Below are 21652 nucleotides of genomic sequence, written 5' to 3' on the forward strand. Positions count from 1 at the left end.
GTCGACTGAGGGAGCGTGGGGCGAAGGCGCGGACCGACATGGAACGGGAGCTACGCCTTGCCGTACCCGGCGGGGAGAAGGCGCTGACGGTGCGGGCCGGCTCACGGGCCACGGCACACGACCTCGCCCGGGCCCTCGCCGAACAGGGGGGTGCGGCGGCATCGCCGACGGGGCTGTGGGTGGCCGGCGAGCCGGTACCCGGGCAGACCCCGCTGGCGGAGCTCGCCCTGCCGACCGGGGTACGGCTCAGCCTCTCCGGGGAGAGCGCCGCCCCGGTCGGCACGGGCACCGTGCCCGGCGACCGGGAGTTGGCGGTGGTGGGCGGCCGGGCCGAGATCGCCTCCGTCCCGATACCGGGCGACGGCACCCTGCTCATCGGTCGTGGCGCCGAAGCCGACCTGGTGCTGAGCGATCCGGAGGTCAGCCGGACCCACGCGCGCCTGCGGGCCGACGAGGAGGGAGCCGGTGAGTTGAGCGACACCGGTTCGCGTAACGGGACGGCCTGGCGGGGCGTCCGCCTCGTCGCGCCCGTGGTCGTCCGGCCCGGCGACACGTTCGCGGTCGGGGAGACGGTGCTCGCGGTACGGGCGGCGACGCCGTCGGACGCACCTGTCGATGTGGCAGCGGACGGCGAGGTCGTGCGGTACAACCGTCCGCCGCGCATCTCGTTCCGGCCGGCGGCGGTCCGGTTGACCGTGCCGCGCCGGCCGGAGCGACCCCGCCGGGTACGTTTCCCGCTGCTGATGATGCTGGTACCGCTACTGCTCGCGGGCGTCATGTACGTGGTCTACCCGACGGCGGGTTACTTTCTGATCTTCCTTGCGCTGTCGCCGGTCCTGGTGCTCGCCAACGTGCTGTCCGACCGGCGTAACGGTGGCAAGGAGCACCGCGCCGCGCTGCGGGAGTACGAACGGCAACGCACGGAGCTGACCGACCGGCTCGACGCCCTTGCCCAGGAGCAGGGGCGGAGCTGGCGGGAGGCGCTGCCCGACCCGGGGCGGCTGCTGCGGATCGCCGGCCGGCCGACCCGCCGTCTCTTCGAACGCCGCCCTTCGGACGAGGACTTCCTGCGGATCCGGGTCGGTCTCGCCCCGCGGCCGGTGGACGCCGTCCTCGCCGGACAGGAGGGCCGGTCAACCGGTTCTCCGGAGGAGGACGACCCGGTCGTACCGCCCCTGGTCGACCACGCGCCGGCCGCAGTCGATCTGGCGGCCGTGGGGGTGTTGGGGCTGGCCGGCCCCCGGGAACCGCTCCTGGCGACCGTACGGGCACTGTTGGCGCACCTGGCCGCCCTGCACGCTCCGCACGACGTGGGGCTGGTCGTGCTGACCGGGCAGGCGGAAGCCGCCGAGTGGGAATGGGTCACCTGGTTGCCGCACACCCTGCCGCACACCGCGGAACTGGCCTGCCGCCGCATGGTCGCCACCGACGCCGAACAGGTCCGGGCCCGACTCGCCGAACTGCGGCGCGTCGTCGACGAGCGGCAGGCGGAACGGCAGGCGACGTTGCGGAGCGAGCCTGTCGTCGGCCGCCGGCTGGTGGTCGTCGCCGACGGCGCCCGGCGGCTACGTGGCCTGCCCGGGCTCGCCGAACTGCTGACCGAGGGGCCGGACGGCGGCGTCTACGCCGTGTGCCTGGACGCGGACGAGACGAACCTGCCCGCCGAGTGCGCGGCCACCGTCGTCGTCACGAGCACCTCGGGCACCCGCGCCCGGTTGCGGCGTCCCGGTCTGCCGGTCACCGAATCGGTGTTGCTGGACCGGCTGTCCGTCGCACATGCGACGGAACTCGCCCACGCGCTGGCGCCGCTGCGGGTGCTCGGTGGCCACTGGGGTGCGGGGGGTGGACTACCCGACACCGTACGTCTGCTCGAGCTGGCCGGACTCGGCCGCGATCCCGGTCCGGAGGCGGTGGAACGCCGCTGGGCGACCGGCGGACGGACCACCGAGGTGCTTCTGGGCGTCGGTCCCGACGGACCGGTGACCGTCGACCTGCGGCGGGACGGGCCGCACGCGCTGGTCGCCGGAACCAGTGGCGCGGGCAAGTCGGAGTTGCTGCAGACCCTGGTCGTCGGGCTGGCACTGGGCAACGCGCCGGACGCCCTGTCCCTGATGCTGGTCGACTACAAGGGCGGCAGCGCGTTCGCGGAATGCCGCCAGCTGCCGCACTGCGTCGGCATGATCACGGACCTGGACGGTCACCTGGTGTCGAGGGCCCTGGAATCGCTCGGCGCGGAGCTGCGCCGGCGCGAGGCGTTGCTCGCCGACGCCGGGGCCAAGGACATCGAGGAGTACTGGTCGACCGGTGCTGGGCTGCCCCGACTGGTCATCGTGATCGACGAGTTCGCCTCGTTGGTCGAAGAGGTACCCGAGTTCGTCACCGGCGTGGTCGGCATCGGCATGCGGGGACGCAGTCTCGGCGTACACGTGGTGCTGGCCACCCAGCGACCGGCCGGTGTGGTCAACGCCGAGCTCCGGGCCAACCTGAACCTGCGGATCTGTCTACGGGTCACCAGCGCCGGCGACAGCGGTGACGTGATCGATGTGCCGGATGCCGCCCGGCTCTCACGCCATCAACCCGGCCGGGCCTACCTACGGGCCGGACACACCGACCTGACGCTGCTCCAGGCCGCCCGGATCGGCTGGCCGCGGGAGAGGGCGGGCACCGCCGACCCGGCGGTCGTGACCGTGTCACCGCGGACCGTCGGCGAACTCGGCCGGCTCCGGCCCGCGTCGGACGGGCAACCGTCGGACGACGGTGCTGCCGACGAGACCGACCTCACCGTGCTGGTGGCCGCGATCCGGCAGGCGGCCCGGCGGGTCGGGGTGGCCACGCCGCCGAGCCCGTGGCTGCCGCCGCTGCCGGAACTGCTCGTCGCCGACCAACTCCCCGCCCCGGACCCGACCGGCCCGGACTCGCCGGTGGCCGTCGCGATCGGGCTCGCCGACCATCCCCGGCGACAGGTCCAGGAGCCGTACGTGCTCGATCTGGCTCGGACCGGGCCGGTGCTGGTCGCCGGGATGGCCCGCAGTGGACGGTCCACTGCGCTGCGCGTGCTCGCCACCGGGCTGGCCACCCGCAGCGGGCCCGCCGACGTCCACCTCTACGTCCTCGACCAGGGCAACCAGGCACTCGCGCAGCTCGCCGGACTTCCGCACTGCGGGGCGTACGTCACCGGTGCCGAGACCGACCGCACCGAGCGGGTGCTGGCCTTCCTGGCCGCCGAGATCGACCGCCGGCAACGGGTGCTCGCCGCGGACAGCTTCGGGTCGCTCGCCGAGCAGCGGTCCGCCGCCGCCGGAGAGGCGTTGCCCTACCTGGTGCTGCTGCTCGACAGGTACGAATCCTTCGTGGCGCGGTACGTGGACCGGGACGGCGGGCGGTTGGTCGACCTGCTGGACGGCCTCCTGCGCCGGGGGCCGGCGGTCGGCGTGGTCGCGGTGCTGGCGACCGACCGGTCCGGGTTCACCCACCGCCTCGCCGGTGCGGTGGCCACCCGGATCGTGCTCGCCCACCCGGACCGGGACGCGCTGGCCGCCTACGGCCTGAACCCGCGGCAGGTGCCGGCGCACCTGCCGCCCGGCCGGGCGATCGTGCTGCCGGGACACGTCGACGTACAGGTCGCCCTGCTCGACGCCGACCCCGACGGCACGGCGCAGGCGGCCGCGGTCGACCGGCTGGCCGCCGAGGCACGGCACAGGGCGACCGGCATCGAGGCACACGCGCTGCCGGCGCGGGTGGATCCGTTGCCGGACACCATCACCGTCGCCCAGGCCACCGCACTGCGGACGGAACCGGTCCGAGCCCGGCCGACCACGATCACCGTCGGTGTGGGCGGCAACCACCTCGCCCCGGTCGACCTGGATCTGGTGGAGCTCGGACACGGCTTCCTGGTCGCCGGGCCGTCCCGGTCCGGCCGCACCGGCGCGTTGCTGGCCCTCGTCAGCTCGCTCGGCGGCGGGCCATCCGCGTCCGCCGACGGGACCGGGTCGGGTACGGCGGCGCCGACCCTCGTGCTGGTCTGCCCCCGTCGCTCACCGCTGTATTTGGCCGCCACCCAGCTCGGCGCGGCCGCGCTGCTCACCGGCGACGAGCCGCCTGGCACCCTGCGGAGTCTGCGGGCCGATTCGTCGGCGCCGGTGGTGGTCGTGGTCGACGACGCCGAACTGCTCGCCACTTCGGGTATGGCCAGGGAGTTGGAGGAACTGGCCCGTCGGGGACGCGACGAGGGTGACCACCTGGTCGCGGCGGTCGCCATCGAGGATCTCCATCGCAGCCGCCACGGCGGCTGGTTGGGCCTGTTGTGCCGCAACCGCGCCGGCCTGCTGCTCAACCCGTCGTCCGGGGACGGCGAGGTCTTCGAACTCCGACTGCCGAGGTCCATCGACGGCGGCTGGCCACCGGGGCGGGGGTTGCTGGTGGTGCCGGGACGGACCATGCCGGTGCAGGTGCCCGTGGCGGAAGCGGTGCCGGCAGGATGAGGAACCCGGCAGGGGCCCGCAGCGGCTATGGTACGACGACACTGGAACCCGGCCGCGTGCCGCACGCGGAGCCCGGCATCGTCCCACCGCTCACCGTCCCATCGCCCATTGTGGAGACAATGAGTACTCCGGAAAGCGGCCCGGCGGAGCTGCCGACCTCGCCGCCGACGCATCGTGTCCCGGCGCCGCCGGAGGCGGCCATCGGCCCCGCGCCGCCGATGCAGTTGGGGCGCGGCTATCTCAAGGAAGAGCTCATCGGGACGGGCGCCAGCGGAGCCGTCTGGCGTGGCCGGCGACGTGAGGACAACGAGCCGGTCGCGATCAAGGAGTTGCACGCGGGTCGTGCCGGTGACCGGGCCGTCCTGCACCGGTTCCTGCGCGAGCGAGAGGTGCTGCTCGAACTGGACCATCCGCACCTGGTGCGGCTGTACGACATGGTGGCGGAACGGAACACGCTGGCCATCGTCATGGAACTGGTAACCGGGCAGAACCTGCGCCAGGTCATGAGGCGCCAGCCGCTGTCCACCGACCGGGCACTCTCGGTACTGTCCCAATTGGCGGCCGCGCTGGGCGCGGTGCACGCCGCCGGCGTGACCCACCGCGACGTCAAACCGGAGAACATCCTGGTCACCTGGCGCGGCGGCGAGCCGTGGATCCAGCTGGTCGACTTCGGCGTCGCCAAGTTCGCCGACGGCCTGCAGCTGACCCGGGTCTCCGAGGTGGTCGGCACGCCGCACTACGTCGCGCCGGAGGCCTCGACCGGTCGTCCGCACGGCCCGCCGGTCGACATCTACGCGCTCGGCCTGGTCGCCTACGAGCTGCTGGGCGGGCGGCATCCATACGCGGGCTCCCCGGATCCGTTGGCGGCGCACATCGTGTCAGAGCCGGCCCGGCTGGCGGGCGTCGCCGAGCCACTCTGGCAACTGATCAACGCCTGCCTGGACAAGAATCCGGACCGGCGGCCAACCGCCGACGCCTTCGCCGCCCACCTCGACCAGCTCAGACATTCCGAGAGCGGGCTGCCCGCCGACGCACCCCCACCACGGCCGGCCGGCCCGCCGGCGGGACAGCCCGTCCAGACGGCCGATCCGGTGGTCCGGCCCGACCCCGCTCGTGCTGACGTGCCCGGAGCCACCACCGGGCCGGCTACCGGCCCGGAGACCGGCGAAAGCGTCGGCGGGGCGCCGGTGGACGCGCAACTGCCGACGACCGGGGCGACCGTACTGCTACCCGACCCGCCACCGCCGGCACCGGTCCGACGCCGGGGCTGGCGGAAACCGGTGCTGGCCCTGGCCGCGCTGCTCCTGGTCGCGACCGGGGGCGGGTGGTGGGTGGGCCGACCGGATCCCGGACCGGTCGGCACCCTGGCGGCCACGCCGAGCGGCCCCCCGCCACCCCAGTTCGTCCTGCTGCCGGTCACCGCGACCAGCCCGCGGCGCGGCACTGTCCGGTTGGAGTTCAGCGACGCCACCCACCTCGACGGCTTCGTCAGGTACGTGATCCTGCGCGACGGGTCCAAGGTCGCCGAGGTCGCTTCCGGCTCCGGATCGCCGTACGTGTTGCACGGGATCGACCACCGAACCGAGTACTGCTTCCAGGTGGCGGCGCTGGTCGAGTCGACACAGCCGTTGCCACCCGCCCCGAAGCCGAGCTGTCTGACCGCTGACGGCTGATCGTCCGATCACGTTTCGAAGTGAGGAACCCCCTGATGACCAGCAGCCAACTTGAGGCCGTCGACGGCGGGCGGGCCGGCGCGGGCTCGGACCCGTCCGCATACTTCACCGACCGGTACGAGGCGGTCCGGAGCAACGTCGCGCAGGCGCTGGCCGGCAAACCCGAGGCGGTGCGTCTCGCGCTGACCTGCTTCTTCGCTGGTGGTCACCTGCTGGTCGAGGACGTACCCGGCGTCGGCAAGACCAGCCTCGCCAAGGCGCTCGCCGCCTCGATCGACGCGAGCTGGAACCGTATCCAGTTCACCCCCGACCTGCTGCCGTCCGACATCACCGGGACCAACGTGTTCGACCAGCGTTCCGGGGTGTTCGAGTTCCGGCCCGGACCCGCCTTCGCCCACCTGGTGCTCGCCGACGAGATCAACCGCGCCTCACCGAAGACCCAGTCGGCGTTGCTGGAGGTCATGGAGGAACGGCAGGTGACCGTCGACGGGCGCAGCTACCCGGTACCCGTGCCGTTCCTCGTCGTCGCCACTCAGAACCCGATCGACCTGGAGGGCACCTACCGGCTGCCGGAGGCCCAACTCGACCGGTTCCTGCTGCGGATCGCGGTCGGCTATCCGGACGTGGCGGCCGAACGCGACATCCTGGTCGCCCGGGCCCGCAACGGGGTGGCACCGGTGCTCTCCCCGGTCGCCACCGTCGAGCAGGTGCGCTGGATGATCGAGTACGTCAGCCGTGTACACGTCACCGACGCCGTCGCCGAGTACGTGGCGCGGATCGCCGAGGCCACCCGCAACGACGCCCGGCTACGGCTCGGCGCGAGTCCGCGTGGCAGCCTGGCGCTGGTCCGGGCGGCGCAATCCTGGGCGGCCGGGGAAGGCCGCGGATACGTCGTACCCGACGACGTGAAGACGGTCGCCGAAGCGGTTCTCGGACACCGGCTCGTGCTCGGGTCCGAGGCCGACATGCAGGGAGTTCGTACGGCCGATGTGCTGCGTGACGTACTCGGCACGGTGTCCGTTCCGTTTGCCGCGGCCGTCCGGTGAGCCGAGCCGACCGGCGGCTTCGCAGGCGGCCCGCCGAATTGCTCGGCCTGACCGGTAACGGGCTGGCCACCGGGATCGGCGCCGCCGCGCTCCTCGCCGCCGGAGTGGCCACCGGCTATCCGACGCTGGTCGGCGTCGGCGCCGCGCTTCTCGCCGTGGTAGCCGTCGCGGCCCTCCTGGTACGGCTGCCGGTCCGCGTCGAGGTGCACCGTACGGTGACCCCCGACCGGGTCACCGTCCACGCCGGCGCGACCGGCCAGGTGGAGATCCGCAACGTCGGCCGGCTGGCCACCGCCGGGTTCGAGGTCGTCGACATGATCGACGGCGATTCGCTGCGGATCGCCGTACCGGCCCTGCCGCGTGGCGGATCGGGCCGGGTGACCTACCCGGTGCCCACACCGCGCCGTGGGGTGTTCCAGCTGGGACCGCTGCACGTCGAGCGGCGCGATCCGCTGGGACTGGCCATGCACCGGTCCCGGCTGGCCGCTCCGGCCAAGCTCTGGGTGCACCCGAGGGTCCGCCCGGTCCGGCCGCTGCCGGTCGGTATCGCACTCGATTTCGAGGGCCAGCTCAGCGAGAACGCCCAACGCGGTTCCACGGCGTTCGCCTCCTTGCGCGAGTACCGGGTCGGTGACGATCCCCGGCAGATCCACTGGCGCTCCACCGCGCGGATCGGCACGCTCGTCGTCCAGGACCGGGTCGACACCAGCGAACCGACCGCCACCATCCTGATCGACACCAGGCCCGACGTATTCGACGAGCCACGGTTCGAGGAAGCGGTCGAGTTGGCCGCGTCGTTGCTGGTGGCCACTACCCGGATCGGCCAGTCCGTCACACTGCTGGCGCCCGGGGAGGAGCCCGGTGAACTGTCCCGCGGGCCTGGCCAGCTGGATCGGTTGGCCGCCCTCCGCCGTACCGATCGCGGGGACGCCGGCGCCCTGCTCCGACTGCTGCGCCGCGCACCGGCCGGCGGCAGCCTGATCGCGATCACCGGGCCGGACCAGACCGTCGTGACCCGGCTGAGCGCCGAGCGGCGCCGGTACGCCAGGGTGGTCATCGCGCAGCTCGGTGCCGTACCGGAAGGTGCTGCCACCACCGGCCGCGCCGGGCTGGCCGTGCTCCGTGCGACCGACGCCGGAACCGCCGTTGGTGCCTTCAACCAGCTTTCCGGCGGTCGCCGATGACATCGGCCCGGACGATCCGAGCGCTGCTCGCGACGACGCTGGTGTTGCCGCCGGTCATCGCGTTCGCGGCGGTCTTCGGCCGCACCCCGACCGAGGCGCTGGCCGACCTCGGATACCTGCTACCGGTGACCGGTGCCGCGCTGGTGACGGCCGTGACCTGCGTCGTGCTCGCGGCGGCCACCCGGCTCGTACCGGTGACCCGCCTGACGGTCGGGCTGGCGCTCCTGGCCGGCTACCTCGTACTGGTCACGCCGACACGGATCGTCGACGGTCCGTACCGGTTGCTCACCTCGGTGCCACCGATCGACCCGTCCGGTCCCGAACTCGCCACGGTCGCGCTGCTGGCGGGGCTGGCCGCGCTCGGTGCCGTCGAACCGGTGCTGCGTGGTGCCGCGGTCGCCTGGGCGCTGCCCGTTCCTCTGCTCGTGACGACGGCCGGACTCGCCCTCGGCACCGCCGCCGGAGCCCCGAAGTGGCTGGCGCTCGCCGTGGTGCTGCCGTACCTCCTGGTTCTGGCGCTGGACACCGGGCGGGCGCGGCCCCGACCGGGTGGCGACGGCCGGCACCGAGCGCCGTGGCCGCTGACCGCGGCCGCACTCGTGACCGTGCTGGCGGCCGGTGTCGCCGGCAGCCAACTCGGTCCGGCGCTGCTGTCCGCCGCCGGCGATCCACCTCCGGTCGACGCGCGGGACCTGGTGACCCAACCGGTACGGCCCCGGGAGGACACCAGCCCGCTGTCCCGATTTCCGGCACTGCGTAGCGGAAAGCTACCGATGCGGCTCAGCGTCGCGGCCGACGAACCGCCGCAACGACTCCGCTACGCGACGCTGGACAGCTTCGACGGCACCTACTGGACCAGCACCGCCACCTACTGGCGGGCCAGCGGCCGCTTGCCGGAGGTGACGCCCGCCGGACCGGTCGAGGTCATCGAGGACAGGGTCCGGGTCGAGGAGCCCGGTACCCTCGGCTGGCTGCTGACGACCGGGCGACCGCTCGAGGTGTCGGTCAGCGGCCTCGGGGTGGACCGGGCGACCGGCGACGTCGTTCTGCCTGACGACCGTCCGGTACCGGGGGAGTACACCGCGCGCAGCGTGGTGAACCGACCCGATCCGGAGACTCTGTCGACCGACCTGCCGGTCCGACGGCCTCCGGGTGACCTCCCGGTGAGCCTGACCGAGCGGGCCACCGGCATGGTCGGCGACAGCTCCGGGTATCTCGCGCTGCGCCGGATGACCGAGCACTTCACCCGGACCGGTGGCTTCATCGCCGACACCTCGGCCCGGCCACCCGCAGGGCACGGCTTGTTCCAGATCGAGCGGCTGTTTCAAGACAAGCGGGGGACGGCGGAGCAGTATGCCTCGGCGTTCGCGGTGCTGGCCCGGTCGCTCGGGTACGACGCCCGGGTGGTGGTCGGGTTCCGGCCCGACCAGACCCCGGTCGCCGGCCGCTACCGGATCACCGGTAGCGATGTGGACGCGTGGGTCGAGGTCCGATTCTCCGTAGCCGGTTGGGTGCCGTTCTACCCCACGCCTGGGCAGGGGAACGCGGAGCGGGAGAGACAGCCCGAGGCGGAGCCGGCGGCTGAGCCGGAGCAGCCTGCCCCGACGCGGCCGGCGCCCGGTGCCACGACCGGACCGGGTCCTGCGGCGAGCGGGCCGGTCGGTAGCGGGGACGCGGCTCCGGGCTGGCTCTATCTGCTGGGCGTGCCCCTTGCCGGCCTTCTGTTGGGTGCCACCGGCCCGGCCCTGAAGACGGCGGTTCGGGCCCGCCGGCGCCGGGCGCCTGATCCGCGCGGCCGGGTTCTCGGGGCGTGGTGGGACACCCTGGACCGGTATGCCGAAAGCGGGCTGCGGATGGGGCCCGCGATGACGACCGGTGAGGTGGCCGCCAGCGCCGGGAGACGTTTCCCTGGCGCGCGGGAGCCGATCCGGGAACTGGGCCACCTGGTCGACCGGGTGGTCCACGGCCCGGGGAACGTGCCGGACGGTGCCGCCGAGCGCGCCTGGCGGCTCGCCGACACGAACCGTCGACAGGTCTTCCGGGCACTGCCCCGGTGGCGACGTCTGCTCGCTGTGCTGACACCGCCACGACCACGGCGGTGATCGCCGGTGCCGGTCCGGCCAGGGCCGATACCGAACGAACTCCTGCGACCGCTGTGCCCGGCGGCGGGTCAGCGTAGGTCCAGCACGCCCCGGTCGAGGACCGGCCGGCCCCGGCCGTCGACCGCCTGGAAGAGGGCGCCGGCCGGGCGCCGCCACACCAGCACGGTCAGGGTGTCGCCGGGGAAGAACGGCGCGCTGAACCGGGCGCTGATCCGCCGTACCCGGCCGGGGTCGCCGCCGGCCACGGTGTGCAGCAGGGTCCGGCCGGCGAAGCCGTACGTGCACAGTCCATGTAGGACGGGCCGGGGCAGGCCGGCGCGGGCGGCCACCGCGGGATCGCAGTGCAGCGGGTTGCGGTCGCCGTTGAGCCGGTAGAGCAGCGCTTGGTCGGGGCGGACCGGGTGGCTGACGGTGTGGTCGGGGTGCTCGGTCGGTCGCCGCCAGTCGGCGACGGGGGCGCGCCGGCCGCCGAAGCCGCCGGCGCCGATGACGAACATGGCCCGTTCGACGGTGGCCAGCGGGTTGCCGTCGAGGTCGTGGATCTCCGACCGGTGGTGCAGCAGGAGGCCGCTGCCCTGGTCGTACACGTCGGTGACGGTGGCGGTGGTGCGGACCCGGCCGGCCGGCGGGATCGGCCGGTGCAGGGTCAGGGTCTCCCCGGCGTGCCGGACGGCGGCCGGTTCGCCGAGGTACGGCGGGTCGGCGGCGAGCAGGGTGGCGAAGGTCGGCAGCGCGGCGGGCGGGTGGCCGGTGGAGTTCTCGGTGGTGAACCGGAGTTCGTCGGCCGGGTCGGCCTGTCCGGCGCCGACGCCGAGGGCGTAGAGGATCGTGTCGGCGGCGGTCCAGCCGCGCTCGGTCACCGTCCGTGCGTAACGGTCTCGTGAAGAGAGGCGGCCGTTGGCCGACTCTTGGACACGTTCGGTAACCGACTCGTTCGGCACGGAAGTGGGATCCGAATCCGGATCTCCCGCGCCAAGCGGCTTGTTCAGGTACTTCATGGTTGTTACCTCCTCGACGTACCGCCGGCGGGATGGGGAGGTTCGCTGAAGTCTGCCTACTCTCTGTGTCTGGAGGTGGAGCCGTTGTGGTCTTGACCCGTTACCTGCATCGCAGTAGCGTCCCATATTAAGCAACCAAGACCACAATATGAGCCGCGCAAGTCTGGGGTAGCCATGAGAATGCGAGCTTTGCGGGCCGCGGCCGCAGCCCTGCTGATGACCGTCGCCGTCGCGGCGTGTTCCGAGAACCAGTCGCCCGGGGAGTCCGGCGGCGACGGCGGCACCACCGCCGCCGTCAACTTCGGCGTCGGCGTCGACCCGGCGTACTCGCCGATCTACCTGGCCGACCAGGAGAACCTCTTCGACCGGGCCGGCCTCGACGTGACCGTGACCCAGTACCAGGAGGGCACCGGCGGGCTCGACGCGATCCTGGCCAAGCAGGGCCAGATCACCGCCAGCACCGAGTCCAGCCTGCTCAACCGGGCCACCCGGGGCGACATCAAGGGCCTCGCGGTCTTCTCCCAGTCGCCGAGCTTCATCAAGCTCGTCGCCCGCTCCGGCATCACCGACGTCGCCGGCATCAAGAAGTACGGCGTCGTGCCGGGCACCGTGAACGAGTACGCCACCAACAAGGTGCTCGACAGCCGCGGCATCAGCCGGGACTCCGTCGAGTTCGTCAACGCCTCGCCCGCCGAGATGCCGGCGCTGCTCCAGCGCGGCGACGTCGACGGCTACATCATGTGGGAGCCGTGGCCGTCGCGCGGCGTCGCCAACGGCGGCCAGGTGCTGCTGACCAGTGGCGAGATCGGCTACGTCTACAACCTGGTGATCGGCGTCGACGGCGCCTGGTACGAGGCCAACAAGGAGACGGCCAAGAAGGTCGTCGACACCATCGGCCAGGCGTGCGAGCAGCTCACCGCCGACCCGGCCAAGGCCGGCACGGTGACCGAGACCGCGATCAAGGTGCCGGCGGCCGAGGCGCAGACCCTCCTGGAGGGCGTGCAGTGCCAGGTCCGCGACTTCACCGACGAGGACATCCAGCGCTACACCGAGATCGCCCAGTTCCAGCAGGACAGCGGGATCGTCAACCAGAAGGCCGACGCGGCGACCGTCATGGTCAGGGGAGTGGCGTGACCGGCTCCGGCTCCCCGGTGTCCGTACGCGACGTCGACATCAGGTTCGGCGACTTCGTGGCGGTCCAGCAGGCGAACCTGGACATCGCCGCCGGGGAGTTCGTCTGCCTTCTGGGCCCGAGCGGGTGCGGCAAGTCGACGCTGCTCAACGCGATCGCCGGCTTCGTCAAGCCGGTCGGTGGGGAGGTGACCTGCGCGGGGGCGCGGGTCACCGGACCCGACGTGTCGCGCGGCGTGGTCTTCCAGAGCGCCGAGGCCCTGTTCCCCTGGCTGACCGTACGGCAGAACGTCGAGTTCGGCCCCCGGATGCGCGGCGTCGGCAAGGCCCAGCGGGCCACCGACGTCGACCGCTACCTGGCCATGGTCGGGCTCAGCCACAGCGCCGACCGGTTCCCCGGACAGCTCTCCGGCGGCATGCGCCAGCGGGCGCAGCTGGCCCGGGTGCTGGCCAACGAGCCGTCGGTGGTGCTGATGGACGAGCCGTTCGGCGCGCTCGACGCGCAGACCCGGCTGGTGATGCAGGTCGAACTCGACCGGATCTGGCGGGAGACCGGGGCCACGATCGTGTTCGTCACGCACGACATCGGCGAGGCGATCCTGCTCGGCGACCGCATCGTCACGATGACCGCCGGCCCGTCGGCGGCGATCAAGAACGTCTACCCGTGCGACCTGCCCCGGCCCCGCGACCTGACCGACCCGGCGAGCGCCGCGCTCTTCCGCCAACTGCGTGAGGACATCGGCGCCGAGGTGGCCCGGACACTGCGCGCCCAGGGCCTCGACGACGGGCACGACGGCCGGGCGGCCGACGGGGCGAACGGTCGGGACAGGAAGGCATTGCGATGAGCGTGGAAGCACCCACCGCCCCGGAGAAGGTCCGCCCGACCGCCCCCGGTCCGACCCGCCGGGGCAAGAGCCGGCCCCGGCTGACCCGGGTCGGGCTGTCGGTCCTGTCGGTGCTGCTCGGCATCGCCATATGGGACCTGGTCAGCCGCAACTACACCGCCTTCTTCCTGCCCTCGCCGATGCTCACCTGGCAGGGCGCGGTCGACCTGGTCCAAGACGGCACCCTGTGGAGTTCGGTCAGCGCCTCGTCGACCCGAATCCTGACCGGTTGGGCACTCGGCGTCGTGATCGGCGTACCGGTCGGGCTGCTGATGGGCTGCGTGCCGTGGCTGCGGCTGATGCTCGACCCGTACATCCAGTTCTTCCGGTTCGTGCCGCCGATCGCCTTCGTCACGCTGGCGATCATCTGGCTCGGCCCGGGCGAGGCGTCGAAGGTCGCACTGATCTTCTACACCACCGTCTTCATCGTCGCGCTCAACACCCTGGCCGGCGTCCTGTCCGTCGACGACCTGCGGCTGCGGGCGGCCCGCGCGCTCGGCGCGAACCCGGCCCGCACCCTGATCTCGGTGGTGTTGCCGTCGACCGTGCCGCACGTGGTCACCGGCGCCCGGCTGGCCATGGGCAACTCGTTCCTGACGATCGTCTCGGCCGAGATCGTGGCGGCGCAGAGCGGCCTCGGATCGCTGATCTGGACCGCCCGCAACTACGCCAAGACCGAGTGGGTCTTCGTCGGCATCATCGCCCTCGGCCTGCTCGGCTACCTCTTCGACTGGATCCTGCGGGTCGTCACCAGCAAGACCCTGCGCCGCTACGGCGTCAACTTCTAGCCGGCCGGCGACGGCGACAACCTCCAGCGACGGCGACGACCGCCCGCCCACCACTACCGAAAGGCTCGCCATGCTGTGCATCGGCGTCGACATCGGTGGCACCTTCACCGACGTCATCGTGTACGAGCCGGCCACCGCCCGGCTCGCCGAGGCCAAGACCCTGTCCACGCCGGACGACCCGGCCGCGGCCATCTTCGAGGGGCTGGCCAAGCTCGGCGTACGCCTCGACGAGGTCGACCGCTTCGTCCACGGCACCACCCGGGTCACCAACGCGCTGCTGGAGGGTTCCGGCGAGCCGGTCAGCGTGGTGGCCACCGAGGGCTTCCGCGACGTGCTGGAGATGGGTCTGGGACACCGGCCGCAGCTCTACAGCGTCAAGGAGTCGGCCCGCCCGCCGCTGGCCCCGCGCCGGCTGCGGCACGTGCTGCGGGAGCGGATCGGCGCCGACGGCAGCGTGGTCCGGCCGCTGGACACCGCCGACCTGGACGCCGTACTGGACCGGGTGGCCGCCGCCGGCCCGAAAGCCGTCGCGGTATGCCTGCTGCACTCCTACCGCAACCCGGCGCACGAGCGGGCGGCCGCGTCCCGGCTCGCCGAGCGCTACCCGGGGTTGGTCTGCACGATCTCCTCGGACGTGGTGCCGGAGCAGGGCGAGTACGAGCGGTTCGCGACCACCGTGCTCAACGCGAGCGTCCGGTCGACGGTCGCCGACTACCTGCGCGGACTCGGTACGGCGCTCGCCGAAGGTGGCTACGCCCACCCGCTGTCGATCATGACGAGCAGCGGCGGGGTCGTCTCCACCGACGAGGCCGGCCGGCTGCCGATCAACCTGGCGCTCTCCGGTCCGGCCGGCGGGGTCGCGGCCAGCGTGCACGTCGCCGGCCTGGCCGGCTACCCGAACGTGATCACCTGCGACATCGGCGGCACCAGCACCGACGTCTGCCTGATCAAGAACGGCGCCCCGTTGATGACCAACGACGGGAAGATCGCCGGATACCCGAACCGCACCTTCCAGGTCGAGATCAACACGATCGGCGCCGGCGGCGGCTCGATCGCCTGGCGCGACCTCGGCGGCGAACTGCGGATCGGGCCGCGCAGCGCCGGCTCGACCCCCGGCCCGGCCGCGTACGGCCGCGGCGGCACCGAGCCGACCACCACCGACGCGCACGTCGTCGTCGGCCACCTCGACCCGCGGGAAAGCCTCGGCGGCGAGGTACGCCTCGACGTCGACGCCGCCCGCGCCGCCGTCAGCCGGCTCGCCACCGAGTTCGGCCTGGACGACCTGGAACTCGCCCACGGCATCCTCAAGATCGCCACGATCAAGATGACCAGCGCGATCAAGGAGATCTCGGTCGCCTGCGGCCACGACCCCCGCGACTTCGTGCTGATGCCGTTCGGCGGCGCCGGCCCGATGCACGCCACCGCCCTCGCCGACGAACTCGGCATCCGGCGGGTGCTGGTGCCACCGGTCCCCGGCAACTTCTCCGCGCTCGGCTTCGTCACCGCCCAGGCCCGGCACGACTACGTCCGCACCGTGCTGGTGCCGGCCGACGAGACCGGGCTGTCCGCCGTACGCGCCGTCGTCGCCGAACTGCGCGACGTGGCCCGCGCCCAGCTCAAGGCCGAGGACGGCGTCGAACCCGACCAGGTCACGTTCGGCCTGTCGGTCGGGATGCGGTTCCGGGGCCAGAGCTTCGACCTCGCCGTACCCGTCGCCGACCTGCCGGCGACCGCCGAGGACCTGGTGGCCGCGTTCCACGCCGCCTACGCCGAGCGGTACGCGTACGCCCGCTCCGGACACCCGGCCGAGATCGTCAACTGCCGGCTGACCGCCTTCGGCCCCCGACCCGCCGTACGGTTCACCGCCCCGGCCGGCGGTGCGCCGGAGCCCGGCCGGACCCGGATCTACGGCGCGGCCGGCTGGGTCGACGCCACCGTCTGGCGGCGTACCGAACTGGCCCCCGGCCGCGCCGTGCCCGGCCCGGCCGTCGTACGGGAGAACGGCAGCACCACCGTCGTCGGCGCCGGCTGGACCGCCACCGTCGACGACCACGGGAACCTGCTGCTCGTCCGGGAGTGACCGTGACCCCACCCGCCCTCGACGCCACCGTCCTGGACCGTGCCGCCCGGCACCCGGAGCGGCCGCTGTACGTGTTCGACGAAGACCGGCCGGTGTCGGCCGGTGAGTTCGCCGACCTGGCCGGCCGGGGCGCGGCGGCGCTCGCCGCCCTCGGCGTCGGCCGCGGCGACCGGATCGCGGTGTGGGCCGAGAACGGCCTCGGCTGGCTGGTCCTGCTCGCCGCCGCGGCGTGGCGGGGCGCTGCCCTGGTGACCCTGCACCCCGGCCTGACCACCCCGGAAATGACCGCGGCCCTGGCCCGTAGCCGCCCGCGCCGGCTCTTCGTCGCCGAGCGGGTCCGCGACCGCGACGGCCGGGCCACCGCCGCGCAGGCCGTCGCCGGGCTGCCGGCCGACGCCCGCCCCGACGGCTGGCACGCGTACGGCGACGACCTGGCCGGACTGCCCGGCTGGACCGACCCGGCCCCGGCCCCGGCCGGGCACCCGGACACCGCGCTGAACATCCAGTTCACCTCGGGCTCCACCGGCCCGGCGAAGATGGTCTCGCTCAGCGCCCGCAACCTGATCACCAACGCGGAGTGGACGGCCGCCGCCGCCCGGCTCGGCGCCGACGACCGGATCGCCTCGCCGCTGCCGCTGGCCCACGCCGCCGGCCTCGGCAGCGGCGCCGTACTGGCCCTGGTCACCGGGGCGCTGTGGGTGTCGGCCCGCCGGTTCCGGTCCGAACCGGTGCTGGCACAGATCGCCCGACACCGGTGCACCGTGCTGCAGGCCGTACCGACGATGGCGACGATGCTCGCCGACAAGGTGGAGGCCGACCCGGACCGGTTCGACCTGTCGGCACTGCGGGTCGGCTTCCTCGGCGGCGCCCCGTGCGCCCCGGCGCTGATCACCCGCACCCGCCGGGTCCTCGGCCTGGACCGGATCGCGGTGATCTACGGGCAGACCGAGGCCGGCCCGACGATCAGCGTCGACCCCGGCGACGGAAGCTGCGGCCTGCCCGGCGGCACCGTCGGCCGGATCGTGCCGGCCCTGTCCGCCGTCGTCGTCGCCCCCGACACCCGGACCGAACTGCCCGCCGGCGAGCCCGGCGAACTGCTCGTCCGCGGCGAGTCGGTGACCGCCGGCTACGTCGACGACCCGGAAGCCACCCGGGCGGCGATCACCGCCGACGGCTGGCTGCGTACCGGCGACCTCGGCGCGCTCGACGCCGACCGGATCTTCACCCTCACCGGCCGGGTCAAGGAACTGATCATCCGGGGTGGCGAGAACGTCAGCCCGGCCGAGGTGGAGGCGGCACTGCTCGACGACCCGGCCGTCGCCCAGGTCTGCGTGCTCGGCGTGCCGTCCCAGCGCTGGGGCGAGGAGGTCGGCGCGCTCGTCGTCGCCGCGACCGGCACCGAACCGGACCCCGACCGGCTCGCCGGGGTCGCCGCCGCCCGGCTGGCCCGGCACAAGGTGCCGACGCTGATCCGTACGGTGCCCGGCCTGCCGCTGCTGCCGTCCGGCAAGGTCGACCGCCGTGCCGCGCTCGGCCTGCTCACCGCCGAGGAGGACCGCTGATGCAGCTCGGCTCCTGTTTCCTGGACTCGCTGACCGTCACCAGCTTCTTCGGCAACGCCGAGATGCGCGGCGTCTTCAACGACCGCCAGCTCATGCAGTCCTGGCTCGACGTCGAGGCGGCCCTGGCCCGCGCCCAGGCCAGCCTCGGCATCATCCCGACGGCCGCCGCCCAGGCCATCACCGACTCCGCCCGGCTCGACCGGCTCGACACCGCCGTCCTGGCCGCCGACGCCGCCGACACCGTGCACCCGCTGGTGCCGCTGGTCCGGGCACTGACCGCCGCCTGCCCCGGCGACGCCGGCCGCTACGTCCACCTCGGCGCGACCACCCAGGACGTCATGGACACCGGCTTCGTGCTGCGCGCCCGGGCCGGCCTGGACATCGTCACGCGCCAGGTCGACGAACTCGTACGCATCCTGCGCCGGCTCGCGCTGCGGCACCGCACCACCCCGATGCCGGCCCGTACCCACGGCCAGCAGGCGCTGCCGACCACGTTCGGGCTCCGCTGCGCGGTATGGCAGAGCGAGCTGCAACGGCACCGGGCCCGGCTGGCCCAGATGCGCGAACGGCTGCTGGTGACCAGCATGGGCGGGGCCGCCGGCACGATGGCCGGCTACGGCCCGCAGGCGTTCGCGCTCGAACGCGCCGTCGCCGTCGAACTCGACCTCGGCGTCGCCGACACCCCGTGGCACGCCACCTCGGACCGGTTCGCCGAGTGCCTGATGGTGCTCGGCCTCGTCGCCGCCAGCGCCGAGAAGCTGGCCCGGGAGATCTACTTCCTCGGCCGTACCGAGGTCGGCGAGGCGTACGAGCCGCAGCGGGCCACCCAGGTCGGCAGCAGCACCATGCCGCACAAGCGCAACCCGATCCGGTGCGAGGCGGTCATCGCCGCCGCCGGCACGCTGCGCGCCCAGGTGCCGCTGGCGTTGCAGACCATGGTCGCCCAGGACGACCGCGACATGGGCGTCGGCATGACGCTGTGGAAGCTGCTGCCGGAGTGCTTCATCCTCATCGGCGGCGCCCTCGAACGGCTGGTCGAGGTCTTCGGCGACCTCGGCGTCAACCCGGACCGGATGCGGTCCAATTTGGACATCACCGGCGGGCTGGTGCTCTCCGAGGCGGTCATGCTCCGCCTCGCCGGCCCGCTCGGCCGCGAGCAGGCCCACCACCTGGTGATGCGGATCGTCCGCGACAGCCTGGAGCAGAACCGGCCGTTCGTCGACGTGCTGCGCGCCGACCCGCAGGTGGCCGCCGCCCTGCCCGGCACCGAACTCGCCGGGCTGCTCGATCCGCTGTCGTACGTCGGCCACGCCGCCGCGCTGGTCGACCGCGCCCTACTGAACTCGGAGTCGCCGTGACCGCTGAACAGTCCGTGCTGCTGCACCGCTCCGGCCGGCTGGCCCGGGTGACGCTGCACCGGCCGGCCAGACGCAACAGCTTCGACCTGGCGATGCTCGCCCGATTCGAGGACGTGCTCCACGAACTCGGCCGGGACCGCGACATCGAGGTGGTGGTGCTCACCGGCGAGGGTACGGCGTTCTGCGCCGGCACCGACCTGCGCGAGCTGGCCGGCCTCGACGCCGAGACCACCATGTACGTCCAGCGGCGCACCGCCGAACTCGTCGAACGCTGGTACCGGCTGGAGCAGACCACGGTCGCCGCCTTCAACGGGCCGGCGATCGGCTCCGGGGCCGTACTCGGGCTCGCCAGCGACCTGCGGGTGGCCGCCGACAGCGCGTTCTTCACCTTCCCCGAGGTGACCTTCGGCATCCCGTTGACCTGGAGCGGCATGGCGATCCTCGCCGACCTGGTCGGCGCCGACCTGGCCAAGCGCTGGCTGCTGCTCGGCGAGCGGGTCGAACCCGCCGACATGCTCGCCCTGCGCCTGGTCACCCGGGTGGTCGACGCGGACGGGCTGCCCGACGCCGTCGCCGGCATCACCGACCGGCTGCTCGCCACCTCGGCCGTCGGCCGCTCGATGACCAAGCGGGCCGCCCGGCTGGCCGGCCCCCGGTTCGACGCGGTCGCCAACGACTCGTATCTCGGCGCGCTGAGCGTCGCGCTGCGCCCGCCCGGCGACTACCTCGACCGCGGTGCCCGGTGAAGGTCTTCGAGGCGATCGCCGACGCCGTCGTCGCGCACGGCGTCGACACCGTCTTCGGCCTGCTCGGCGACGCCAACATGTTCCTGGTCGCCGACCTGGTCGACCGGCACGGCGTACGGTTCGTGGCGGCCCGCAACGAGAACGCCGCGGTGATGATGGCCGACGGGTACGCCCGCACCACCGGCCGGTGCGCGGTCGCCACCGTCACCCAGGGGCCGGGACTCGCCGTCGCCGGGGCCGCGTTGACGATCGCCCGGCAGGCCCGCACCCCGCTGGTGCTGATCGCCGGCGACACCCCGCCCGGCGACCCGCTGCACGTACAGAGCTTCGACCAGCAGCCGTACGCGCTGGCCACGGCGGGCCGGTTCGTGCCGGTCACCGGCGCCGGAACCGCCGTACGCGACGTGGGGCTGGCGTTCCGGGCGGCCCGCGAACTGCCCGGCCCGGTCGTCCTGAACGTGCCGATCGACCTGCAGGAAGAGTCCGTGCCGGCCGGCACGGCGGCGGCACCGCCGGTGCTGCCCCGCCCGCCACGACCGCTCGTGCCGGATTCCGCCGACGTCGAAGCGCTCGCGCAGCGGCTGCGTACGGCCGACCGCCCGGTGCTGCTCGCCGGCCGGGGCGCCGAACCGGCCGCCGACGCGATCAGGGAACTCGCCGACCGCAGCGGCGCGCTGCTCACCACCACGCTGATGGCCGCCGGCCTGTTCACCGGCCACCCGTACGACCTCGGGGTGGCCGGCGGGCTGTCCCGGCCGCCGACCCGGCGGGTACTGGCCGGCGCGGACCTGGTGGTCACGTTCGGAGCCGGCCTCAACCGGTGGACCGCCGACCACGGCAGCCTCTTTTCGAACGCGACGGTGGTCAGCGTGGACGTCGACGCGGCCGCGATCGGCGCCCGGTGGCCGGTGGCCGCCGGGGTGGTCGGCGACGCGGGGGAGACGGCGCGGGCGGTGTCGGCGCTGCTGCCGGCGACCGAACGGCCGCACTGGCGCAGCCCGGAACTGGCCGCCGAACTGGCCACGGCCGACCCGTTCGACGACCTCTACCTCCGGTCCACGGTGGACCGGATCGACCCGCGGGCGTTCATCCGGATCTGCGCCGAACGGCTGCCACGGGAGCGGACCACCGTCGTCGGTGTCGGCCACTTCGGCGGCTGGCCCAACCTGCTGCTCGACTCGGCCGCCACCGACCGGTCGTTCGTCGCGCCGTGGGAGTTCGGCAGCATCGGCGTCGGGCTGCCGTTCGCGGTCGGTGCCGCCGTGGGCCGCCCCGACCGGCCGGTGGTCGCCTTCGAGGGCGACGGCAGCCTGCTCACCGGACTCGGCGAACTCGACACCCTGGCCCGGGTCGGTGCCCCGGTGCTGCTGGTGGTCCTCGACGACGCCGCGTACGGCGCGGAGGTACGCAAGCTCGCCCCGCGCGGCGTGGACCCGGACCTGGCCCGTTTTCCCGACCGGGACCTCGCCGCCATCGCCCGCGCGCTCGGGGTGCCGGCGTGGACGGTCACCGACGAGGCGGGCGCGCGGGCGGCCTTCGACGCGGTGCTGCCGCTGACCGGCCCGGCGGTGCTGCACGTGAAGGTGCGCCCCGACGTGGTGCAGGAGAAGTTTTGACCG

Annotated in this window: 14 protein-coding genes; 13 read left to right on the forward strand and 1 reads right to left on the reverse strand. The window is 73.5% G+C overall.

What is annotated here, in order from left to right; all coding sequences use genetic code 11:
- Positions 1-38: 38 nt before the first annotated feature.
- From AB0M79_RS25570 to AB0M79_RS25590, 5 genes are all read left to right on the forward strand, one after another.
- Positions 39-4481: an FtsK/SpoIIIE domain-containing protein gene (locus tag AB0M79_RS25570; protein ID WP_364218092.1), complete on the forward strand. Its 4443-nt coding sequence runs from the start codon at positions 39-41 to the stop codon at positions 4479-4481.
- Between the two features lie 119 nt (positions 4482-4600).
- The gene (locus tag AB0M79_RS25575; RefSeq protein ID WP_364218094.1) at positions 4601-6154 is read left to right on the forward strand and encodes a serine/threonine-protein kinase; all 1554 of its coding nucleotides are present in this window, start codon (positions 4601-4603) and stop codon (positions 6152-6154) included.
- 35 nt (positions 6155-6189) lie between these two features.
- Entirely contained in the window at positions 6190-7200 is a 1011-nt protein-coding gene (locus AB0M79_RS25580) for a MoxR family ATPase (RefSeq protein ID WP_364218096.1), read from the forward strand.
- On the forward strand, positions 7197-8384 hold the full coding sequence (locus AB0M79_RS25585) for a DUF58 domain-containing protein (RefSeq protein WP_364218098.1): 1188 nt from the start codon (positions 7197-7199) through the stop codon (positions 8382-8384). Before AB0M79_RS25580 ends, AB0M79_RS25585 begins: the two co-directional genes overlap by 4 nt.
- Positions 8381-10486 carry a transglutaminaseTgpA domain-containing protein gene (locus tag AB0M79_RS25590; protein ID WP_364218100.1) on the forward strand — a complete coding sequence of 702 codons (2106 nt, stop codon included), beginning with the start codon at positions 8381-8383 and terminating at the stop codon, positions 10484-10486. The genes AB0M79_RS25585 and AB0M79_RS25590 overlap by 4 nt, the downstream gene beginning before the upstream one ends.
- 68 nt (positions 10487-10554) lie before the next feature.
- On the opposite strand, the gene AB0M79_RS25595 is transcribed toward AB0M79_RS25590, so the two are convergent.
- A complete protein-coding gene (locus tag AB0M79_RS25595) occupies positions 10555-11346 on the reverse strand; it encodes a MaoC/PaaZ C-terminal domain-containing protein (protein ID WP_364218102.1) in 792 nt (263 codons plus the stop codon).
- A 312-nt stretch (positions 11347-11658) separates the two neighbouring features.
- Here AB0M79_RS25595 and AB0M79_RS25600 point away from each other — a divergent pair, with 312 nt between their 5' ends.
- The 8 genes from AB0M79_RS25600 (at position 11659) to AB0M79_RS25635 (ending at position 21649) form a co-directional block, all read left to right on the forward strand.
- Positions 11659-12618: an ABC transporter substrate-binding protein gene (locus AB0M79_RS25600; protein ID WP_364218104.1), complete on the forward strand. Its 960-nt coding sequence runs from the start codon at positions 11659-11661 to the stop codon at positions 12616-12618.
- Complete coding sequence (locus AB0M79_RS25605) at positions 12615-13460, forward strand: ABC transporter ATP-binding protein (RefSeq protein ID WP_364218106.1); 846 nt, start codon at positions 12615-12617, stop codon at positions 13458-13460. Before AB0M79_RS25600 ends, AB0M79_RS25605 begins: the two co-directional genes overlap by 4 nt.
- Positions 13457-14287: an ABC transporter permease gene (locus tag AB0M79_RS25610; protein ID WP_364218108.1), complete on the forward strand. Its 831-nt coding sequence runs from the start codon at positions 13457-13459 to the stop codon at positions 14285-14287. Before AB0M79_RS25605 ends, AB0M79_RS25610 begins: the two co-directional genes overlap by 4 nt.
- Before the next feature lie 70 nt (positions 14288-14357).
- Entirely contained in the window at positions 14358-16367 is a 2010-nt protein-coding gene (locus AB0M79_RS25615) for a hydantoinase/oxoprolinase family protein (protein WP_364218110.1), read from the forward strand.
- A gap of 2 nt (positions 16368-16369) precedes the next feature.
- Positions 16370-17929, forward strand: a complete 1560-nt coding sequence (locus AB0M79_RS25620) for a class I adenylate-forming enzyme family protein (RefSeq protein WP_364218112.1) — start codon at positions 16370-16372, stop codon at positions 17927-17929.
- On the forward strand, positions 17929-19287 hold the full coding sequence (gene purB / locus AB0M79_RS25625; RefSeq protein ID WP_364218114.1) for an adenylosuccinate lyase: 1359 nt from the start codon (positions 17929-17931) through the stop codon (positions 19285-19287). Before AB0M79_RS25620 ends, purB begins: the two co-directional genes overlap by 1 nt.
- On the forward strand, positions 19284-20033 hold the full coding sequence (locus AB0M79_RS25630) for an enoyl-CoA hydratase/isomerase family protein (RefSeq protein ID WP_364218116.1): 750 nt from the start codon (positions 19284-19286) through the stop codon (positions 20031-20033). Before purB ends, AB0M79_RS25630 begins: the two co-directional genes overlap by 4 nt.
- Positions 20030-21649, forward strand: a complete 1620-nt coding sequence (locus AB0M79_RS25635; RefSeq protein ID WP_364218118.1) for a thiamine pyrophosphate-binding protein — start codon at positions 20030-20032, stop codon at positions 21647-21649. The genes AB0M79_RS25630 and AB0M79_RS25635 overlap by 4 nt, the downstream gene beginning before the upstream one ends.
- The last annotated feature ends 3 nt before the right edge of the window (positions 21650-21652 follow it).

Source organism: Polymorphospora sp. NPDC051019, from assembly GCF_040683055.1.
GTDB classification, from domain to species: Bacteria; Actinomycetota; Actinomycetes; order Mycobacteriales; family Micromonosporaceae; genus Polymorphospora; species Polymorphospora lycopeni.